The sequence below is a fragment of the Streptococcus mutans genome, from assembly GCF_006739205.1.
GTDB classification, from domain to species: Bacteria; Bacillota; Bacilli; order Lactobacillales; family Streptococcaceae; genus Streptococcus; species Streptococcus mutans.
This window is the reverse complement of the sequence record NZ_AP019720.1, coordinates 1,044,549-1,064,996: the sequence shown is the minus strand read 5'-3', so window position 1 is coordinate 1,064,996 and position 20,448 is coordinate 1,044,549. Positions and strand designations below refer to the sequence as shown.

23 protein-coding genes are annotated in these 20,448 nt (G+C 35.4%); 7 read left to right on the top strand and 16 right to left on the bottom strand.

The annotated features are described in order from the left end of the window. Positions 1–137: 137 nt before the first annotated feature. The 6 genes from FNL60_RS05520 to FNL60_RS05495 all read left to right on the top strand — a co-directional run bounded on the left by FNL60_RS05520 (position 138) and on the right by FNL60_RS05495 (position 4,914). The gene (locus FNL60_RS05520; protein WP_002265026.1) at positions 138–704 is read left to right on the top strand and encodes a CYTH domain-containing protein; all 567 of its coding nucleotides are present in this window, start codon (positions 138–140) and stop codon (positions 702–704) included. Between the two features lie 102 nt (positions 705–806). Further along, the gene (locus FNL60_RS05515) at positions 807–1,787 is read left to right on the top strand and encodes a ribose-phosphate diphosphokinase (RefSeq protein WP_002263830.1); all 981 of its coding nucleotides are present in this window, start codon (positions 807–809) and stop codon (positions 1,785–1,787) included. A 3-nt stretch (positions 1,788–1,790) separates the two neighbouring features. Next, positions 1,791–2,909 (top strand): cysteine desulfurase family protein, encoded by a 1,119-nt coding sequence (locus FNL60_RS05510; protein ID WP_002262288.1) that lies wholly within the window; start codon positions 1,791–1,793, stop codon positions 2,907–2,909. A 1-nt stretch (position 2,910) separates the two neighbouring features. Further along, a complete protein-coding gene (locus FNL60_RS05505) occupies positions 2,911–3,258 on the top strand; it encodes a DUF1831 domain-containing protein (protein ID WP_002262287.1) in 348 nt (115 codons plus the stop codon). Positions 3,259–3,553: 295 nt separating this feature from the next. After that, positions 3,554–4,195 carry a redox-sensing transcriptional repressor Rex gene (locus FNL60_RS05500; RefSeq protein ID WP_002262286.1) on the top strand — a complete coding sequence of 214 codons (642 nt, stop codon included), beginning with the start codon at positions 3,554–3,556 and terminating at the stop codon, positions 4,193–4,195. A gap of 23 nt (positions 4,196–4,218) precedes the next feature. Further along, a complete protein-coding gene (locus tag FNL60_RS05495) occupies positions 4,219–4,914 on the top strand; it encodes a gamma-glutamyl-gamma-aminobutyrate hydrolase family protein (RefSeq protein WP_002262285.1) in 696 nt (231 codons plus the stop codon). Here the strand turns inward: FNL60_RS05495 and radC are convergent. The 10 genes from radC to FNL60_RS05440 all read right to left on the bottom strand — a co-directional run bounded on the left by radC (position 4,911) and on the right by FNL60_RS05440 (position 14,351). After that, complete coding sequence (gene radC / locus FNL60_RS05490) at positions 4,911–5,591, bottom strand: RadC family protein (protein WP_002262284.1); 681 nt, start codon at positions 5,589–5,591, stop codon at positions 4,911–4,913. The genes FNL60_RS05495 and radC overlap by 4 nt on opposite strands. A 97-nt stretch (positions 5,592–5,688) precedes the next feature. Beyond that, positions 5,689–6,426, bottom strand: coding sequence for a DUF3307 domain-containing protein (locus FNL60_RS05480; RefSeq protein WP_002262283.1), 738 nt, complete (start codon positions 6,424–6,426; stop codon positions 5,689–5,691). Continuing rightward, positions 6,423–7,091: a SatD family protein gene (locus FNL60_RS05475; protein WP_002266743.1), complete on the bottom strand. Its 669-nt coding sequence runs from the start codon at positions 7,089–7,091 to the stop codon at positions 6,423–6,425. Before FNL60_RS05475 ends, FNL60_RS05480 begins: the two co-directional genes overlap by 4 nt. Before the next feature lie 96 nt (positions 7,092–7,187). Continuing rightward, positions 7,188–7,412 carry a hypothetical protein gene (locus FNL60_RS05470; RefSeq protein ID WP_002281653.1) on the bottom strand — a complete coding sequence of 75 codons (225 nt, stop codon included), beginning with the start codon at positions 7,410–7,412 and terminating at the stop codon, positions 7,188–7,190. Between the two features lie 280 nt (positions 7,413–7,692). Beyond that, entirely contained in the window at positions 7,693–9,243 is a 1,551-nt protein-coding gene (gene ffh / locus FNL60_RS05465; RefSeq protein WP_002266745.1) for a signal recognition particle protein, read from the bottom strand. A gap of 112 nt (positions 9,244–9,355) precedes the next feature. Beyond that, positions 9,356–9,688 (bottom strand): putative DNA-binding protein, encoded by a 333-nt coding sequence (locus tag FNL60_RS05460; RefSeq protein ID WP_002262279.1) that lies wholly within the window; start codon positions 9,686–9,688, stop codon positions 9,356–9,358. 114 nt (positions 9,689–9,802) lie between these two features. Next, complete coding sequence (locus FNL60_RS05455; protein ID WP_002262278.1) at positions 9,803–11,533, bottom strand: ABC transporter permease/substrate binding protein; 1,731 nt, start codon at positions 11,531–11,533, stop codon at positions 9,803–9,805. A gap of 2 nt (positions 11,534–11,535) precedes the next feature. Beyond that, positions 11,536–12,744, bottom strand: coding sequence for a quaternary amine ABC transporter ATP-binding protein (locus FNL60_RS05450; RefSeq protein ID WP_002264259.1), 1,209 nt, complete (start codon positions 12,742–12,744; stop codon positions 11,536–11,538). A gap of 272 nt (positions 12,745–13,016) precedes the next feature. Continuing rightward, positions 13,017–13,649: a GntR family transcriptional regulator gene (locus FNL60_RS05445; RefSeq protein WP_002262276.1), complete on the bottom strand. Its 633-nt coding sequence runs from the start codon at positions 13,647–13,649 to the stop codon at positions 13,017–13,019. A 3-nt stretch (positions 13,650–13,652) separates the two neighbouring features. Beyond that, entirely contained in the window at positions 13,653–14,351 is a 699-nt protein-coding gene (locus FNL60_RS05440) for a GntR family transcriptional regulator (protein ID WP_002262275.1), read from the bottom strand. Between the two features lie 203 nt (positions 14,352–14,554). Between FNL60_RS05440 and guaA the strand changes: the two genes are divergently transcribed. Continuing rightward, entirely contained in the window at positions 14,555–16,108 is a 1,554-nt protein-coding gene (gene guaA / locus FNL60_RS05435; RefSeq protein ID WP_002279942.1) for a glutamine-hydrolyzing GMP synthase, read from the top strand. Between the two features lie 125 nt (positions 16,109–16,233). On the opposite strand, the gene FNL60_RS05430 is transcribed toward guaA, so the two are convergent. The 6 genes from FNL60_RS05430 to FNL60_RS05405 all read right to left on the bottom strand — a co-directional run bounded on the left by FNL60_RS05430 (position 16,234) and on the right by FNL60_RS05405 (position 20,391). Next, entirely contained in the window at positions 16,234–17,022 is a 789-nt protein-coding gene (locus tag FNL60_RS05430; protein WP_002262273.1) for an ABC transporter permease, read from the bottom strand. Next, a complete protein-coding gene (locus FNL60_RS05425; RefSeq protein ID WP_002262272.1) occupies positions 17,003–17,863 on the bottom strand; it encodes an ABC transporter ATP-binding protein in 861 nt (286 codons plus the stop codon). The genes FNL60_RS05430 and FNL60_RS05425 overlap by 20 nt, the downstream gene beginning before the upstream one ends. 9 nt (positions 17,864–17,872) lie before the next feature. Further along, positions 17,873–18,319: a DUF3021 family protein gene (locus FNL60_RS05420; RefSeq protein ID WP_002262271.1), complete on the bottom strand. Its 447-nt coding sequence runs from the start codon at positions 18,317–18,319 to the stop codon at positions 17,873–17,875. Continuing rightward, entirely contained in the window at positions 18,309–18,836 is a 528-nt protein-coding gene (locus tag FNL60_RS05415) for a LytTR family DNA-binding domain-containing protein (protein WP_002262270.1), read from the bottom strand. The genes FNL60_RS05420 and FNL60_RS05415 overlap by 11 nt, the downstream gene beginning before the upstream one ends. 163 nt (positions 18,837–18,999) lie before the next feature. Then, a complete protein-coding gene (locus FNL60_RS05410) occupies positions 19,000–19,851 on the bottom strand; it encodes an alpha/beta hydrolase (RefSeq protein WP_002279943.1) in 852 nt (283 codons plus the stop codon). A gap of 48 nt (positions 19,852–19,899) precedes the next feature. Beyond that, positions 19,900–20,391, bottom strand: coding sequence for a GNAT family N-acetyltransferase (locus FNL60_RS05405; RefSeq protein WP_002262268.1), 492 nt, complete (start codon positions 20,389–20,391; stop codon positions 19,900–19,902). Positions 20,392–20,448: the final 57 nt, after the last annotated feature.

The window sequence follows — 20,448 nt, the reverse complement described above, 5'->3', positions numbered from 1 at the left end:
GAACTTAGGTATGGAATACTCTGGATTCTTGAAATCATTCACTGGATAATTTCACCTACGGGCGACTCAAAAAAGACTTTTTCTTCAATTGAATACTTCATTATATCATAATAAATAAGCTTAACAAAGGAAAAAAGATGAACCATATTGAAATTGAATACAAAACACTTTTGACTAAAGAAGAATTTAATCGTATCAAAGACTATCTGCAGCAGGTTGAACCAATTGTACAAACCAACTATTACTTTGATACAATTAATTTTGAGTTAAAGACCCATAAAATGTCTCTGCGCATCAGAACTTTTACTCATAGTGCAGAGTTAACTTTAAAGGTTCCAAAAAAGATTGGAAATTTAGAATACAATCATCAGTTAAGTCTGACAGAGGCTCAAGAGATTATAAAAAGCAAACAATTACCCAATATTGAGATAAAGCAATTCCTTATCCGAGCAGGAATTAACTTAAGCAAGTTAACAGTCTTGGGAAATCTGACAACAACACGTCGTGAAATTAATACGAAAATCGGACTTATGGCTCTTGACTATAATTGCTACGCAGGACGGCAAGATTATGAACTTGAATTAGAGGTTACTGATGCTCAAAAAGGTAAGGCTGATTTTGAAGCTTTTTTAAAGGCGAACCATATTAAATTTAAATATGCTAGAAGTAAGGTAGCGCGTTTTTCTGCTACTTTAACTGAATAAACCCAAGGACAAAGTTTTTGTTTTCTTATTTTATTAAAGAGATGAAAAAAAGGGAAATTTTTGATAAAATGATTTCAGAATACAAAAGGAGCCTATTAAAACATGTCTAACGCTTATCCTGACAAACACTTAAAACTTTTTTCTTTGACTTCTAATACAGCCATTGCTGAAAAAATTGCAAAAGTTGTTGGTGTACCATTAGGAAAATTATCTTCTCGTCAATTCTCTGACGGTGAAATTATGATTAACATTGAAGAAAGTGTTCGCGGTAACGATATCTATGTCATCCAATCAACCAGTTATCCGGTTAATAATCACCTTTGGGAACTTTTAATTATGGTTGATGCTTGCAAACGCGCAAGTGCTAACAGTGTTAATGTTGTCATTCCTTATTTTGGCTATTCGCGTCAAGATCGCATCGCTGCTGCTCGTGAACCTATTACGGCAAAATTAGTTGCTAATATGCTGGTTAAAGCAGGTGTTGACCGTGTGCTAACCTTAGATTTACATGCTGTACAGGTGCAAGGTTTCTTTGATATTCCTGTTGACAATTTATTTACTACACCGCTATTTGCTGATCACTATACCAATCTTGGTTTGTATGGCGAAGATATTGTAGTGGTCAGCCCTAAAAATTCTGGTATTAAACGTGCTCGCAGTCTAGCACAATACCTTGATGCACCTATTGCTATTATTGACTATGCTCAGGATGATGATTCTTCGCGTGAAGAAGGTTATATTATCGGTGAGGTAGCAGGCAAAAAAGCTATTTTAATTGATGATATTCTTAATACAGGAAAAACGTTTGCAGAGTCCGCCAAAATTGTTGAACGCGGGGGCGCTACTGAAATTTACGCTGTTGCTAGTCATGGATTGTTTGCCAGCGGTGCCACTGAAATTTTGCAAGCAGCTCCTATTAAAGATATCTTGATTACAGATTCTGTTTACACGGAACAAGAATTACCTAGCAATTTACATTATTTGTCTGCTAGCGAGTTAATTGGAGAGGCAATCATTCGCATTCATGAAAGACGACCGGTAAGTCCATTGTTTGCTTATAATCGTAAAGGAGATGAAGCTTAAGTTGTGATTTATTTTGATAATGCTGCAACTACTCCTCTCACCTCAACAGTCATAAACGCTATGACAGACACGATGACTTCTGTTTTTGGCAATCCTTCTAGTATTCATACTTATGGTAGAACGGCTAATAAGGTCTTAAGAGAGCGTCGTCAACAAGTTGCTCAGATTTTTGATGTAAAATCGCGAAATATTATTTTTACTTCTGGTGGAACTGAGAGCAATAATACTGCCATTAAAGGTTATGCTCTAGCAAATCAGTTCAAAGGTAAACACATTATCTCAACTAGCATTGAACATCATTCTGTTTTGCATACTCTTGATTACTTAGAACAACGTTTTGGTTTTGAAGTGACTTACCTTAATCCTATCAAAGGTAAAATTCTTATGCAACAAGTTAAAGACGCTTTGCGATCTGATACGATTTTAGTATCTATAATGTTTGCTAATAATGAAACAGGAGATATATTGCCAATTCAAGAAATCGGCAATGTGATTAAAGAACATCAGGCAGTTTTTCACGTTGATGCTGTTCAAACAGTTGGCAAACTGCCTATTCACCCTAAAGAACTAAACATTGATTTTCTTTCCGCTTCTGCTCATAAATTTCATGGTCCAAAAGGGGTAGGGATTCTGTATGTTGCTGATAATCTTCATTTTGATAATCTGCTTCATGGGGGTGAGCAAGAAGAAAAACGGCGTGCCAGTACAGAAAATCTCATCGGAATTGTTGGTCTTACTCAAGCTTTAAAGGATAGTTATCTTCATCAGGAAAATGTTTTAAACTATATTGACGGACTCAAAAAGTTATTCCTAGATGAATTGGAAGGTTTAGATTACTATCTTAATTCTAATGAAGATGCTCTTCCTCATGTTATTAATATTGGTTTCCCTAATTATAATAATAGTATTTTACTGACACAATTAGATCTAGCAGGATTTGCAATTTCAACTGGTTCCGCTTGTACGGCTGGTACTGTTGATCCCAGTCATGTCTTGATAGCAAAATATGGATTAGATTCTGTACGGCTTCAAGAGTCAATACGTATCAGTTTTTCAGACTTGAATACTCCAGATGAGGTTAAGGCATTAGCAGTAAAAATTAAAGAAATTATAGGAAAATAAAATGGCTTTTGAAAAAACAATACAATTACCTGATTGTAAGTACAGTTATACAATCAGCTCTAAAGTAAAAAAATTTACCCTACAAGATACGACTTTTATGCAAAACAAATTAGGTAATTACGAATTAAATCGCCTATTAGAAAAGGTTCCTAATAGTGGGGAGGGTTTCCCATTAAAAATCACCATTAATAAAGACTTAACAGCCTTTAAACTGACCATTACAGATAAATCTGGACTTAGAGTTGTCAATATTTTCAAATCAGAAGAGAATCACATTATTCAGGATAAATTTTATTTTTTAATGGACAGTTTAGTTGAACGTGATATTTTTGAAAAGAAAGTTAGATAAAAGGCAAAGTAAAGTCTAACAGTGTTTAATATACTGGAGCCGTTAGTTTAATACAGAGATTGGAGAGAAATTTTTAACAATCTTATATCAATGGTTTGAAACAAAAGAAAACTTTTACTCCATCAAAATTAACAGTACCCCTTATAATTATGACCACCCGTCTAACGGGTGGTCAAATTTGTTATAAAAAAAACTAAAGACTATATAAGAAATGTCTATCACAAGACCCTTCAAAAGATGTTGCATTTTTCACAAACTTTTTTTACAATAGTATATAGAAAAAGGAGGAAGTACAGTGACTTTCGATAAAACTATCCCTAAGGCGACAATCAAGCGTTTATCACTTTATTACCGTATTTTTAAACGCTTCCATTCAGAAAATATAGAAAAGGCAAGTTCTAAGCAAATAGCGGAAGCCATTGGTATCGATTCAGCGACAGTTAGACGTGATTTTTCTTATTTTGGCGAGTTAGGCCGTCGTGGTTTTGGTTATGATGTTAAAAAACTAATGAACTTTTTTGCTGATATTCTCAATGATACATCGACTACGAATGTCCTTCTTGTGGGAGTTGGCAATATTGGTCGTGCTCTCCTGAATTATCGTTTTCATGAACGTAATAAAATGAAAATTGCTATGGCATTTGATACAGATGATAACGAACAGGTCGGTCAAACGACAAGTGACGGTATTCCTATTTACGGCATTTCTAGTATAAAAGAAAAATTGATTGGTACAGACGTTCAAACAGCTATTTTAACAGTTCCTAGCAGTAAAGCTCAAGAAGTCGCCAATATACTTATTGATGCTGGGATCAAAGGAATCTTGTGTTTTTCACCTGTTCATCTTTCCTTGCCAAAGGGAGTTGTTGCTCAATATGTCGATTTAACTAGCGAATTACAAACTCTATTGTATTTTATGAATCAAGAACAATTCTAAAAAAAGATAAATAAGGAGATTCTATGAATAAACCTATTATTGGTATTTCGGGTAATGAAAGGCCACATGCTAAATTTCCCGATATCACTTGGTCTTATACACCATCTGGTTATGTCAAGGGGGTTCAGGAAGCTGGCGGTCTACCGCTAGTTATCCCTATCAGTGATCCCAGTTTTGCCGAATATTATGTTTCAATGATTGATAAACTTATCTTAACCGGCGGTCAAAATGTTGACCCTGTTTTTTATGGTGAAGACAAAGATACAAGTGATAACGATTTTTATTTGGCGCGTGATTTATTTGAGTTTGCTCTCGTTGAAGAAACGATTAAGCAAGAAAAACCTATTTTTTCTGTTTGCCGCGGAACTCAATTAATGAATATTGCATTGGGTGGCTCACTTAATCAAGATATTGAACACCATTGGCAAGATGCTCCTACTGACTATCTCAGCCAAAATATGCTAATTAAGCCTGATACCGCTCTAGAAAAAATTTACGGCACCTCTACTTCGATTAATTCCTTCCATCATCAGAGCATTAAACGTCTTGCGGATGATTTGGAAATTATTGCTTATGATCCTACTGATGATACTATTGAAGCGGTGACGTCTCGTAATTCTGATATCACTTTTCTAGGTGTTCAATGGCACCCTGAACTGCTGCTTGAATCACGAAAAGAGGATCGAGAACTTTTCAATTATGTTGTTAGAGAACTTTAAACAAGATCTGTTTCCTCACGAAAACTGTAATATTCTTTTTTCCCGACAATAATATGATCTAAAAAGACGATTCCTAAATCATCACAGGATCGTTTTATTTTTTCTGTAAATCGCAGGTCATTCTCGCTTGGATAAGTTGAACCTGAAGGATGATTATGGACAATAATAAGTGATGTTGCCATACTTTTACAAGCATAATGAAGGATTTCTCGGGGTTCAGCAACAGATCGTCTGACGCTGCCAATAAAAATGACTTGTTTTTTTATCACACGATTTTGAGTGTCAAGATATATAGCAATAAGGTGTTCCTGTCTCTTATCGCCTAATTCACTCATCATTATTTTAGCTAAACGTTCGCTGCTTAAAATACGTTCTTTAAAATTGTATTCAGCTTGATTGATTCTTTTGGATAATTCCAGCATAGCTTTAATTTCTACTGATCGTACTTGACCGATTCCTTCAATTTCCTGCAGTTCTTCTAAGGATAAGCTGCGAAAATCGGCCAAGCTATCTAGACCATTTAAAATTTTTATTGAGAGATTGAGAACATGTTCCTTTTTAGTACCAGTTCGCAATAATATAGCCAATAATTCTTGATTACTCAAACTTTCAGGACCATAAGTCATGAGACGTTCTCTAGGCAATAGTGCTTCTTTTGCAGAATGGATTGAATACATAAGATACCTCCACTATATTATTCGTGTTCAATTCATTCATTTCTTTTCAAAAAATAAAAAGATTTAGATTTTTCAGGCAAGAAGTCTAAATCTTTTTTTAGATTAAACAGATAGCATAAATGATTAAAACACAAATAATACTAAATAGAGAACCGATAAGATAGTATTCTGCAAAAGCTTGATTCTTAGCAATTTTATCATAACGAGCAATAGATTTCGCTGTAAACACTAAACCAATGGAAGCGAATTGTCCAAATAAGAGAAAAATTCCCATAATCAATCGCTCTAATAAGCCAATCGTCGCACCAGCCCCTGTAATGGTTTCATCTTCAATATTATCTTTAACTTGATATTTACTAAAGAAAAGCTTAAAAATAATATTTACTGGTTTAGTGATGAGAATAAGAAACAGCATTAACTTTAAAAAATACTGAAAATCACTAAGCCAGTTTATACTTACTTTTGTATAAAATTGATAAAAGATAATCATCATAATGATATGCAGACTTTGATCAATAAGAAAAACAGCTTTAGTTTTGATAAATGACCTATCCTTATAGAACGAGTTTAACAGTAATTTGCCACTATCAATAAGAACATGACTAAGAAAAATCAAAGATAATACCAAAAAAGAATGAGGAATCACAACACTAAGTAGTATTAAAGGTAAAGCAACAATGATAAGATGTCTGATAAGATAAGTCCAGTTGGAAGATTTTAAATCAGCCATTTTCTGGCTTTGCCACTGAAAATCAGCCAAAAAATGAGCTATCAAAAGGAGCGTTAAGACAGGATTACCTGACAAAAACTGTGATATAACATTTAGTTTAGTCATCTCTTCTCCTTCCTAATGGCATTTAACAGTAAGGTCGTAGCTACCTTTTTATTTCTGAGATATATTTTTAATCCGCTGGATTTTAGACGTTTATTGAAACTGCTGGGGCTTAAATCAAGTTTTTCCGCCATTTTTTTGTGAGAGAATTTTTCCTCATAAATCCCTGCTTGTAATAAGCCGTCAATTACTTCGTATTGAGTAACTGTCCACTTTGATTTTATAAATTCACAGGCAGCTAAAATAGCATTGATTTGTTGGCTCGTTTCTGTATCTTCTAAATCAACTGCTAAATGGTTGCTTCCATAATCATTTTTATCATGAATATAATCAATAGCAGCTCTGGCATGCCAGTAAGCAGGCCCATCTGAACCGATACTCTGTTCGGGGTTGATTTCAGTTAAAATACTACCGCTTCCCACTCCAAAACGAATTTGGTAAGGTTTGAAACCAAGTGCAATCTCATCAATAATTTGAAAAATTTGAGGATTAGGAACCAATAAAGCTTGAAATTCATCACCAGTTGTAATGGTAAAAGCTGATTTTAATAGTTCTTTGTATTTTTTATTAATTTGATTTAAGAGATTTTGCAATTGTTTTTGACTTTTAGGGCGATTGGTTATGGTTTTTGAAGAAATGAGATCGCCAATAATAGCGATGTAAATCATAAAACGCCTCCTTTAGTTTCCATTATAACAGAAATTTTTATAAATTTCTGTTATAATGGAAATTTTTATATTTGTCATAAGATACCTCTTTAACTATTAATAATAGATAAATAAACCTTGTCTTATCTTAAAAGCAATCCTATGTTTTTCAATCAAATGATACAAAACAGCATAGATTATAGTTACGATAATGACAATGATGGATGTGACAAATGCTACTCTTGCTACTGCAGTATAATAATAAGTAACCCTAATTTCATGAATACCATTAGGTAAATGAATAGCAGTTGATCCTGATTTGCTTAAAGCAGAAGATACCAACCGATTATCTACTGTTACCACTTGTCCTTTATATCTTTAAAAAGGATAAAAATAATTCACTCCCTGCCCAACTTTGTAAAAAGTCCTAAAATTAATATGAAAATGCAGGTCATCGCCATTTAAGACTCCATTACTAATAGTCAATAAAGGTAAAATATAAATGAGGCTAACTGATAAAGCAATGATTATAATTTGTATTTTATTGGGAAGACCATTATAACGATATTTTATACTATTGTAGATTCTATTGAAATGATTCTTTATGATATAAAGTGATTTGTTATTTTCTGCGTTTTTTGGCTTTTTTCATTTTTTTAGCCATTTTCTTCATAGATTGTTTCATAGCAAATTCGCCGAACTTACCTTTAAGTCCCCCACCAAACATTTGACTCATATCCATATTAGCACCGCTCAACCCTGACATATCTGGCATACCGCCTTGTCCCATCATTCCTTCAAGAGCTGATGAGTCCATGTTATTAGGCATATTATTAGGATTAATCCCCATTTGTTTCATGACCTTATTCATATCACCAGACATGACACCTTGCATCATCTTCTTAGCCTGATTAAAATCTTTGATGAATTTATTGACATTAACAAAAGTATTACCAGAACCAGAAGCAATACGACGTCTGCGGCTCGGAGTTAGGAGGTCAGGATTCTCACGTTCTTCAGGTGTCATTGATGATACGATGGCGCGTTTTCTAGCAATTTCACCTTCATCAACTTTGACATTAGCAAGAGCTGGATTATTAGCCATACCAGGAATCATTTTAAGAATATCTTCCATTGGTCCCATGTTTTGAACTTGATCTAATTGTTCAATGAAATCATTGAAGTCAAAGGAATTCTCGCGCATTTTTTCAGCTAATTCAGCTGACTTTTGTTCATCATAATCCTGACTTGCCTTCTCAATTAAGGTAAGCAAGTCTCCCATTCCCAAAATCCGAGAGGACATGCGATCTGGATGGAAGGTCTCAATATCGGTAATCTTTTCGCCAGTACCAGTGAATTTAATTGGTTTTCCAGTGATTTGACGGACGGAAAGCGCAGCACCGCCGCGAGTATCACCATCAATTTTTGTAAGGATAACCCCAGTGACCTCTAATTGTTGGTTGAATTCGCGTGCAACATTTGCGGCTTCTTGACCGATCATACTATCAACAACCAAGAGAATTTCATTAGGATTGGCTAAAGCTTTGATATCACGCAGCTCAGTCATTAATTTCTCATCAATTTGTAAACGGCCGGCTGTATCAATTAAAACATAGTCGTTACGATTTTCTTTGGCTTGAGCCAGACCTTGACTTACAATCTCAACTGCTGAATGCTCTGTCCCCATGTCAAAAACAGGTACATTAATTTGTTGTCCCAAAGTTTTTAACTGGTCAATAGCAGCCGGTCGGTAAATATCCGCAGCAATCATCAGAGGACGTGCATTTTCTTCTTTAACTAACTTATTAGCAAGTTTGCCAGCAAAAGTGGTTTTACCAGCCCCTTGAAGACCGACCATCATGATAATGGTTGGAATTTTAGACGATTTTTCAATTTCAGCCGTTTCAGAGCCGAGGACTGCTGTCAGTTCTTCGTTAACAATTTTAATGATTTGTTGGGAAGGATCTAAGGTATCAATAACCTCATGTCCAACAGCGCGTTTACGAACACGCTTAATAAATTCTTTAACGACAGGTAAGGCGACATCAGCTTCTAATAAAGCGAGGCGAATTTCTTTGGTGACTTCCTGTACATCTTTTTCAGAGAGTTTGCGTTTGCCGCGTAAATTTTTAAAGACACCTTGTAAACGTTCGGTTAAACTTTCAAAAGCCATAATATTTCTTCTCCTATTAAATCTTAATAAAGGGCTTGCTAACTAAAGACGGGTGATAAAAATCAGTATGTTCTAACTCCTTCTTACGACGTCAAGAAAACATGTCACTCTTTTAGTCTCTATTATCAATAGTCGTCAATATGGAAATCTTGTTCTGCAGATAAGGATCATTAGGATATTTTTTCATTATAGCATCAAAAATTTCACTGCGGACGACGTAGTCAGAATACATATGAAGTTTCATTTCATAGTCTTCTAAAATTTTTTCGGTTCGCTTAATATTATCATAAACAGCTTGGCGACTAACGTCAAATTCTTCAGCAATTTCAGCTAAGCTATAATCATCTGCATAATATAGCTCAATATAATTCATTTGCTTATCTGTCAAAAGCGCCGCATAAAATTCAAAAAGTGCATTCATTCGATTGGTTTTTTCGATCTCCATAGGCTCTATTTTACCATATTTAAGCCTTAAAATCACCTTGTAAGGAAAGGAAAGAAAAGAACAAAAGCTTTTAATTAAATAAGAGGCAGAACTTGTGTTCTAACCTCCTTATTCTTATTTATTACTTGTCCAAGATGCAACCTTCTTAGGATGTTCTTTAATCCATTTTTTAGCTGCTTTTTCTGGAGACATACCATTATTGATGTCAAGCATTACTGCTTCCATGTCTTTTTGCGTCCAATTGAACTTGTCAATAATTTTATTTGCTTTTGGTATATCTTTCTTCAGACCTTTTCGTGTAATAGAATGAATGCTTTCAATACTACCAAAATCTTTTTTCGAATCTTTTAGATATTTCAGTTTATATTTAGCAAACATCCAGTGTGGAGACCAAGCAGTTACAACAATATCTTTTTTATTCTTATATGCTTGATCCAAAGCTGTTGTCATTGCACCTGTCGAAGCAGAAACCAATTTCCAATCTGATAAATTGCTGTAGGATTTCAATGCTTTGTTAGCAGCTTTCATGATGCCTGCACCAGGTTCGATACCAGTAATCTTTTTATCAGCTTGATCAGTCAAATCTTCAATACGATTAACGTTCTTCATGTAAGTTGGTACAGCTAGACCTAATTTAACTCCCTTAAGATTAGGTCCTAAATCAACGATATTATTCTTATATTTTTTATATTGATCACCATGAGTGTTTGGTAGCCAAGCACTGACCATTGCATCAGTTTCACCCTTAGACACTGACTGCCACATAACGGCATTATCAAGGGGAGTCATTTCTACTTTGTATCCTTGATCTTTCAAGACCTGAGCTAAAACATTTGTGGAAGCAACTTCGGAATCCCATTCTACATAGGATAATTTAATTTTTTGACCGCCACCTGCTGATTGTCCTTGAACAAAAAGTCGGGCAATTCCCGCAAAGACAAACAGAACAAGTGCAGCCAAAGCAATAATTGTATTTGTTTTGTTCTTTTTTTGATTAGCATCTTTTGTTCTTTGATTGGCGGTCTGACTAAAACGGTCAATAACAATCGCTAAAATCACCAAGGCAAGTCCATTAACAAAACCTGAACCGATATCAGCATGTTGTAAAGCAGATAAAACACCACGACCTAGCCCTGGGGCTCCGATCATAGATCCTGTTACTACCATTGAGAGAGCCAGCATAATAGTTTGATTGATACCAGCCATAATTGTATTTTTAGCAAGAGGTAGTTCAACTTTAAATAATTTTTGGCGCGAAGTACTACCAAAAGCATCAGCTGCCTCAATCAATTCCGTTGGAATTTCACGAATGGCAAGATTAGTAAAACGAACGGTAGGCGGCAAAGCAAAAATAACAGATGCAAAAACACCAGGTACGATACCGATACCAAAGAAGGCGACAGCAGGAATTAAATAAACAAAGGCTGGCATAGTTTGCATAAAATCCAAAATAGGATTGATAATTTGCTTGACAGTATTGTTTTTTGCCATCCAAATTCCTAAAGGAATACCAATCACAATAGAAATAAAACTAGATACCAATACTAAGGTGAAAGTGTTGACTAAATCATCCCAAAGACTTTGATTATAGATAAAAAGCAAACCCAATAAGGTAAAAGTTGGTAAGGTCCATTTTTTTCTAGCTAGGAAAAAGGCGGCAAGCGTCACTAGAACAATTAACAGTAAAGGATTAACAAATAAGAGTGTATTTGTAATCCCATCCATAATAAAATTTCCGACTGACTGAATAAGATTAAACAAACCAGAAAAGGTATGTGTCAACCAGTTGGTCAAATCCTCAATCCAATCAGCAACAGGTAGTTTTCCTTGTAATATTAAATTCAAAACTATTCTTCCTCTCCTTCTGCTTCTGTATCATCCTTTGTATTAGCGAGAGCTTCAATAACTCGACCTTTAATGATAACACCTAATAGACGATTATTATCATCTGTCACTGCAATCGGTGCAGCAGAATCATAGATTAAAGGCATAATATCCGTAATAACTGTATCTTTAGAAACAGTTCGAACGTTAGGATCAACGGCCTCTTTTAAAGAAAGCCCCTTACGTCTGGCCTCAATAGCAGCTTCGGCTGAAAGTGATCCCATCAATTGACGACGACGATTAGTTGCCATTAACATACTAACTTCCTCATTATGCATTCTTGTGAGAGCGACTTGGGGACCATCTGTTTCAACAGCTGTTGTTAAAGGCTTAATCATAATATTCTGAGCTGTTAGAACTTTAGAACGATCAACATCTTCAACGAATTCGCGAACGAAATCATTGGCCGGTTTCGTTAGGATCTCTTCTCCGGTACCTATTTGCATGATTTGACCATCTTTCATAAGAGCGATACGATCACCAATTCTAAGTGCTTCGTTTAAATCGTGGGTGATGAAAATGATCGTTTTTTGCACTTTTTCTTGTAAGTCTAACAACTCATCTTGCATTTCTTTACGAATCAAAGGATCAAGTGCGGAAAAAGCTTCATCCATCAATAGAATTTCTGGATCATTAGCAAGAGCGCGCGCTAAGCCGACGCGTTGCTGCATTCCTCCAGACAGCTGACTAGGATATTGATCTTTAAAAGCTAAAAGATTAGAATTATCAAGAGCACGTTCAGCTAATTCAATACATTCTTCTTTAGGAACTCCTCTTAATTCTAAACCGAATTCTGTATTTTCCAAGATTGTTTTATGGGGAAAGAGTCCAAAGTTTTGAAAAACCATGTTAAGAGTGTGACGTCTCGCTTCACGAAGTTCTTCTGTATTCATTTTAGCGATGTCTTTACCATTAATATAAACATCTCCTGAAGAAGGTTCAATCAAACGATTCAAAAGACGCACCAGGGTTGATTTCCCAGAGCCAGAGAGCCCCATAATAACAAAGACTTCTCCTTCTTTGACATCAAAACTAACATCATAGACACCAACAGTTGCTCCTGTTTTTTCAAGTATTTCCGTTTTACTTTTTTGTTCTTTAATCATCTCAAGTGCTGCTTTTTGTTTTTTACCAAAAATTTTGGTGAGATGTTTTATTTCAAGTTTATTCAACTTTATTCCTCTTTTCTAATCATAATCAAAAACCAACTGACCATATCATTATATAATAGTGTGGTCAGTTTGTCAAAAAAGAAGGAGAGCAAAAGAGAACCTTAAAAAGCAAAAATCAAGGTTTTCTTTTGCTCCCAGATAGTCTCATTTAAAGTGCATTATTATCTAAAAAGTAGAGACTATCAGTCTTCTTAATCATGTATAAGTAAGCATAACAAATTAAAACTTTGGAACAGCTCTTCCAAAGTTTTAAATCGTATTAAGTTAGTGTTTCATAAGATGTCAAAAAGATTTTTCATCCGTGAAAAAGCAAAGTCATCTCCAACAAAGTAAAGGATATCTCCTTTTCTGACAGTCGCGTATGGGCCGGGGGATAAAAGTAATTCTCCCTTACTTTTAAGAGCCACAACAGTTGCTCCTGTCTGATGCCATAAATTTAAATCTGCCAAACTTTTATTAAGATTAGCACTATCATGATCCAATAAAAGTTCAAAAGGTTCAAAAGGAAACTTTTTACGAATGAGGCTAGCTTGCGATAAAAAAGTATCCATCATTTTATTCATAGCATCAAGCTCTTGTTTTTGTTTTAACAGGCTTCTTTGAATATCCTGCTTCATTTCTTTTAAGCCTGCTGTTGCTTCAAATTTTTCTAAATATTCTATTGCTTTATCTCTCGAGATAACAATAACGCCGCTGCCTTGCCTGACTGAAACAATATCTAAATCTGCTAAAACATTAATGGCTTTTCTGGCTGTTTCAGGCGAGACATTAAAATAGCTGGCTAAAGTTGAACGTGATTTTATTTTTTGTCCTAAGGGAAATTTCCCATCAACAATTCGCTGAGCAATCCCAATAGCCACCTTTTGATAACGAGGACTGCTAATCATTCTTTCTTTTGTTTCCATTACTTACTTATTTTCTAAATAAAACTCAAAACGCTCACCGACATATTGGCTGCGGACATATTCAAAAGGCATACCATTTTCAAAATAGGAAACTTGAGCCAAGGTTAGTACTGCATGTCCACGCGAGATCGCCAAATAATCAGCCGTCATCTCATTAGCATTGCTGGCAGAAATGGTTTGCTGACTTTTTCCGATAACAAAACCATGATCTGTCAACGTTTTAAAGAAATGCTTGGTAATAGCTTCCTTTTTGAAACTCTTAATAATCTTTTCAGGAATAGCTGTCACTTCAAAAACAACAGGAATATCATCTGCATAGCGAACTCGCTCCATTCGGATAATATAAGATTTAGGTTTAATATCTAAAAATTTTATTTCTTGTTCGCTTGGATGAACCCGCCGGTAAGAAATTAATTTGGTCGAAGGTGTTTTGCCTTGTGATTTTACAATTTCTGTAAAACTAGTTGTCCCACGCATTTTTTCTTGAACACGACTGCTAGCGATGTAAGTACCGCTTCCCACTCGACGCTCTAAAATCCCTTCTTCAACAAGGAGTGTTATAGCCTGTCGAAGCGTCATTCGGCTAACTTCAAATCGTTCTGCCAAATCACGTTCGCTAGGAAGACGATCGCCGATTTTCCAAAGACCTTCATCGATTTCTTTTTTGATTTGATCATGAATGCGAATATAAGCCGGTAACATCGTCTCTCCTTAACCACAAAATATTTTTTCGTACTAATGGTATCAAATTTAAAGGCATTTTGTAAAGTTTATTTTGCCACCATCTTTTAGCCTCTAAGAGGATTTTCACAAAACCTACTGTCAAATCTCATAAATTGTGCTAAAATAAAGTGATTATGTCTTTTACTAGTAAGTCTAGTAAAACTGTAGAAGAAAGGGAGATAATGACTGATATTAAAGATATTCAAAAAATTATCGTACTTGACTACGGCAGTCAGTACAATCAGCTAATCGCACGCCGCATTCGTGAATTTGGTATTTTTTCTGAATTGAGAAGCCATAAGGTAACAGCCGACGAAGTCCGTGCTATCAATCCAATTGGTATTGTTCTTTCAGGAGGACCAAGTTCAGTTTATGCTGAAGATGCCTTTGACATTGATAAGGAAATCCTTGATCTTGGAATCCCCGTTTTAGGTATTTGTTATGGTATGCAGCTTCTTACAGAAAAACTTGGCGGTAAAGTTGTTCCTGCTGGACAAACTGGCAATAGTGAATATGGTCAGTCTACCCTTCATTTGACAGAAAATTCAGAGCTTTTTAAGGAAACTCCTGCTGAACAAACTGTTTTGATGAGCCATGGCGATGCTGTTACTGAAATTCCCGAAGGCTTTCAATTGGTTGGCGAATCAAGCGACTGCCCTTATGCTGCCATTGAAAATGTCGAAAAGAAAATCTTTGGCATTCAATTTCACCCAGAAGTTTGTCATACGGAATATGGTAATGCGATTTTACGCAATTTTGCTTTTAATGTTTGTAAAGCCAAAGGTGATTGGTCAATGGACAGTTTCATTGATATGGAAATTGAAAAAATCCGTGAACAAGTTGGTAATCGTAAGGTTCTTCTGGGGCTTTCGGGCGGTGTGGACTCTTCTGTTGTTGGCGTGCTTTTGCAAAAAGCTATAGGTGACCAATTAACCTGTATCTTCGTTGATCATGGCCTTCTTCGTAAGGGTGAAGGCGATCAGGTTATGGAAATGTTGGGTGGTAGATTTGGACTCAATATTATTCGTGTTGATGCTTCCAAACGCTTTTTGGATCTTCTTGCTGGTATTGATGATCCTGAGAAAAAGCGTAAAATCATTGGGAATGAATTTGTCTATGTTTTTGATGATGAAGCCAGCAAACAAAAAGGCGTTGATTTCTTGGCACAAGGAACGCTTTATACAGATGTCATCGAATCCGGCACAGAAACAGCCCAAACCATTAAATCACACCACAATGTCGGTGGTCTTCCAGAAGACATGCAGTTTGAATTAATAGAGCCGTTAAACACACTGTTCAAGGATGAAGTTCGTACTCTGGGGACTGCTTTAGGAATGCCAGATGAAATCGTTTGGCGGCAGCCCTTCCCAGGACCTGGACTTGCTATTCGTGTGATGGGAGAAATTACTGCTGAAAAACTGGAAACGGTTCGTGAATCTGACGCTATTTTACGCGAAGAAATTGCTGCAGCAGGTCTGAATCGTGACATTTGGCAATATTTTACTGTCAATACTGGCGTTCGTTCAGTCGGAGTTATGGGAGATGGTCGTACCTATGACTATACTATCGCTATTCGCGCCATCACTTCTATTGACGGCATGACAGCAGACTTTGCCCGTATTCCTTGGGAGGTTCTCCAAAAGATCTCTGTTCGTATTGTCAACGAAGTGAAACACGTCAACCGCATCGTCTACGACATTACCAGCAAACCACCAGCAACTGTTGAGTGGGAATAATACTTTAAACATTAAATGTTAAATGCCAACAACCTTTTTCTGTTGGCTTTTTATACGTACATTAAAACCCTAGTTTTTTATTGAAAGCTAGGGCATAATTATTTTATTATCTGCAACACTATTACTTAACTACTAATATCACGCGATTGATTGATTAAAAGTGAGATGATAAAAGAGCATATAATAACAAGACAAGCGATTATTATATGGATAGCTGCTGGCTTAGTCTTAACAAAAATATCACTGGCATTGCTATAATAAAAAGGAGTGACATATTTGACAAATTTTATCTTGGGAATAATGCGGCACATCACATCCAATAAGTAAGCCATAATAGCGATTCCTAACGCTAAGCCGATTGGTTTTCGTTTACTTATTGCAGAAATCATAAAGCAAATACTAGCTATCTCAAGTTGCATTAAAAAGGCAAACAGATGATAGATATAGTAAGCATCAAAATCAAATGATTTTCCTAGATAGACAAGAGCTAATAAGTCGAGTCCCATGACAATAACATTAAAAAGGGCAACTAATATAAAGAGACTGAAATATTTCTTTACAACAATAGAGGTCCTGCTAAGTGGCAAGGTGTAGAGAAACTCTGCTGTGTGTCCTTCTTCTTCCTTAGAAAGCATGAGAGCTCCAGTCATACCAGCAAACATAGCACCGCCAATAGCAACAATCATAGCGATTTGTGTTGCATAATAACCATTTAAAGTAGAAATATTGAGTTTATTCATACCAAAAGCTGTCGAAAAACTCCCCATTTTGGAAAAAGAAGTTGCAACATCTTTCATACCATCAGCGACATTATCAAACAGCAGGATACAAGCACAAGAAAAGATGCCGATACTGAGAGACCAGATAAGTAAGGTACGCCAATTTGATTTTATTTCATGATATAGTATGGTCATTGTCTTTCTCCTCATAGTAATGTAAAAATAATGATTCCAGTGATGGTTCTTCTATCAAAAGATCATCAGGATTCATTTCCTCAAGCTGTTTAAGCAAATCTTTCATAGAACCGCTATAATTGAAAGTCTTCAACTTACCGCCTTTCCAAACAGACACTTTCCGCAACATGCTGTGTGTCAAATGATGAATAGCATCAACAGTTACTATTTCACCATTTTTAAGAATAGCAACACGATCACAATAATTCTTAATTTCCGATAAAACATGAGAGGACAAGAAACAAGTAGCTCCTTTGGAACAAGCTTCCTTAATCAATTTAAAAAAGCGCTCTTGCATTAAAGGGTCTAACCCTGATGTTGGTTCGTCTAAAATAATAAGGTCTGGTTGATGCTGCAAGGCACAGACAATACTAACTTTTTTACGATTTCCTAAAGATAGTTCTTCTATTTTTTTATCTGAAGGAACCTCTAAAAGTTCAGACAAGCGTTTGGCCTCTTGGCTACAGTCTTTTTTACGAACTTTAGCTGCAAATGCGATAACATCTTTAACTTTCATGGTTGGATAAAACATGGCTTCCGATGGCATATAACCAATATGATGGAGGCTTTCAGTCAGCGATCCATAACGACCTCCGAAAAGTGTCATCTGACCACCACTTGGCTTAATCAGCCCCAAGAGACAGCGAATAGTCGTTGACTTTCCTGCACCATTTGATCCAAGAAAACCAAAAATCTCTCCTTTTTTGACAGATAAAGAAATATCTTTAACCCCAATATTTTTCTTATAATATTTTTGCAGATGCTCTATTTCAAGAACCGTTGCTTTTGATGAATGTTCCATCTCATATCCTCACTTCTTCTTTTTATAGTCTTCTAACAGTTGATTTAAACGATTAGTATCAATCTTTCGTTTAATTTTATTTGCTATATAAATGCTAAAATAACAGATAAGCAGATAAACACTGAAAAAAATTAAAACCCATGCAACATTGCCTCGTCCAAACCAACCTAATAGATAAGCTAAAAGATCATAAAGAATGATACAAGCCAAAAGCTCTACCCATTCTTTCAAAGAAAAGCGTTTGGCTTCATCAAAATCATTGAAAAGATAGACTTGAACATAAGTCACAATATAGGCACAAGTAATCATTTCAATGAGAAAAAGAATACTAATGTGATACTGATGGTGCCATAATTGAAAACCAGCATCAAAGATCAAAAGGCACAAGGTATAAATGCAGGTTTTATAATCAATAGCAATTTCCCTACTTAAAAAACCTTTCCATCTACTCTTCATCTTGACCTCTTTCCTGTAAAATCGTTCGAATTCTGTTAGCATACTTTCGTGAAATGATAATTTCTTCCTTGTTTTCCATAGTTGCACGAATTCTTCCATAAGGTTCACTATTGAAATAGTGAATTTTATAGATATTGACAATCATTGATTTGGAACAACGAACATAACCTAACCGATAGTAGCTTGCTTCTAAATCTCTTAAACTATGAAAGATTTGATAAACCTTATTTTTTGTATAAGCAAAAACAAGACCATCAACACGTTCACAATACAGAATATCGTCTAGCCATAAAAAAGTATTTCCTTTCTCACCTTTGGCTAGTAGTTTTTCTTTTTGGCGAGAGGTTAAATTGACAATTTCTTCAATGGTGGAATTCATCTTTTTATAACGGATAATAACTTCTTCATCTCCGTTTTTAATCTTTTCCAATTTTAACTTCACGGACACTCTCTCCTTTTGTAAAATAAGTATATCAAAAGCAATTTTCTTGACAACAGTTTTTATGTCAAGTTGCATAAATCCTTTCTAAGTTGCTTAAGAAATTTTTAAAAATTTTCCCTACACATACATGTACATGCTTGATAAAAGGACCTCTCAAATTAGACTCCTATAAGAAAAAGCAAGCCTTGGCTTACTTTTTAAATTTTATCTTTAATTTTGAAAAGTTAGTGATATGTTTCTATTTCCCCCATAAGAAATTAATGAGGAACTTATCAACTTGAGGATTTTCATGTAATTTGCTATGACCAGCAAGTTTACCAGTAAAGCCATGCTCTTGGTAAGATTTGGCTCTTTCACCAATAAGATATTTCAAAGTTCGTGAAGAGTCATTGGTCACAATACCATCCGAACCATCTCCTTTGTCGCCATATAAATTTAGAACATCAACTTGATCTTTAGGATAGCGTTCTTGCAATTTTAAGAGTCGCTTATAGGCTGCTGTCATCGCATTAGGCTGTCCTGTTTTTGCATTTATTGTTAAATTTTGTGGGAGATCATAGTTTTTAATCCCATCAAAATGTCCAGCAATATCAACTTGCTTTTGCAGCTGCGGCAAAGTCTTGTCTTCAGCATTGGCCAACATATAAAAATTAATTGCCATATTTCCCATTGAATGGCCTACCATGTTCATTTTCTTAAAATGATAGGTTTTTTGCAATTTGCTAACAACAGCTTTAGCATATTTAGCATCAGTGTCATAGTCAGCATTGCGATTGTCAGCAAAATTCACTTTAACAATAGGGTTAATCGCATTTTTAGGAATCTTTCCTACCAAGGTAACATGACCATTTTGATCAACATACGCAAGAATAACTGTTTTAGTCACACCAGCTTTTTTAGCTGCATTGGTCATATGCGTCTCTGCATTAGCGCTGCTGCCATAACCATGAAAGAAAATGGTCGGTGTCCTTGATTGTATGTATTTTGCTTTATTGAGCTGTCCAGCAGAGCTTCTATAATAAAACAGTCCTAGTCCTAGGCAGATAATAAAAAGGCTCAGAAAGATAATAAGGAATTTTCTCTTTTTCATTTGCTTTACTTTCTATAATAGCTTGAAAAATTATTCTAACATAATTTTTTAATCAAGCAAACGTTTTTGCATCCAAACAATATCATACCATTTATCAAATTTGTAACCGACTTTTTTGAAATGGGCAACTTGTTCATAGCCGTGCTTTTTATGAAAAGTTAGGCTGGCGTTGTTGGGTAAGGCAATGCAAACCAACAGATTAACAAAACCAGCTTCTTGCAAATTTCTTTCTAAACTAGCATAAAGTTGACTGCCGATATGCTTACCCCGTGCTTCTTCTTTGATATAGATCGATAATTCAACTGTCCAATCATAAGCTGCATGATTATAATAAACTGAAGCATAGGCATAACCTTGCAGAATTCCCTCTTCTTCTGCAACCAGATAAGGAAATTTTTGCTTTGTTTTTTCGATACGTTCTTCAAATTCTTCTAGGCTAGGAACTTGGTATTCAAAGGTAATAGCTGTCTTTTCAACATAGGAGGCATAAATAGCAATTAATTGTTGGGCATCCTCTTTACAAGCATTTCTTATTTTCATTTATACATTCACCTTCACCTTAAACTAATGAAAAAGCAGGATAGTTCACTATCCTGC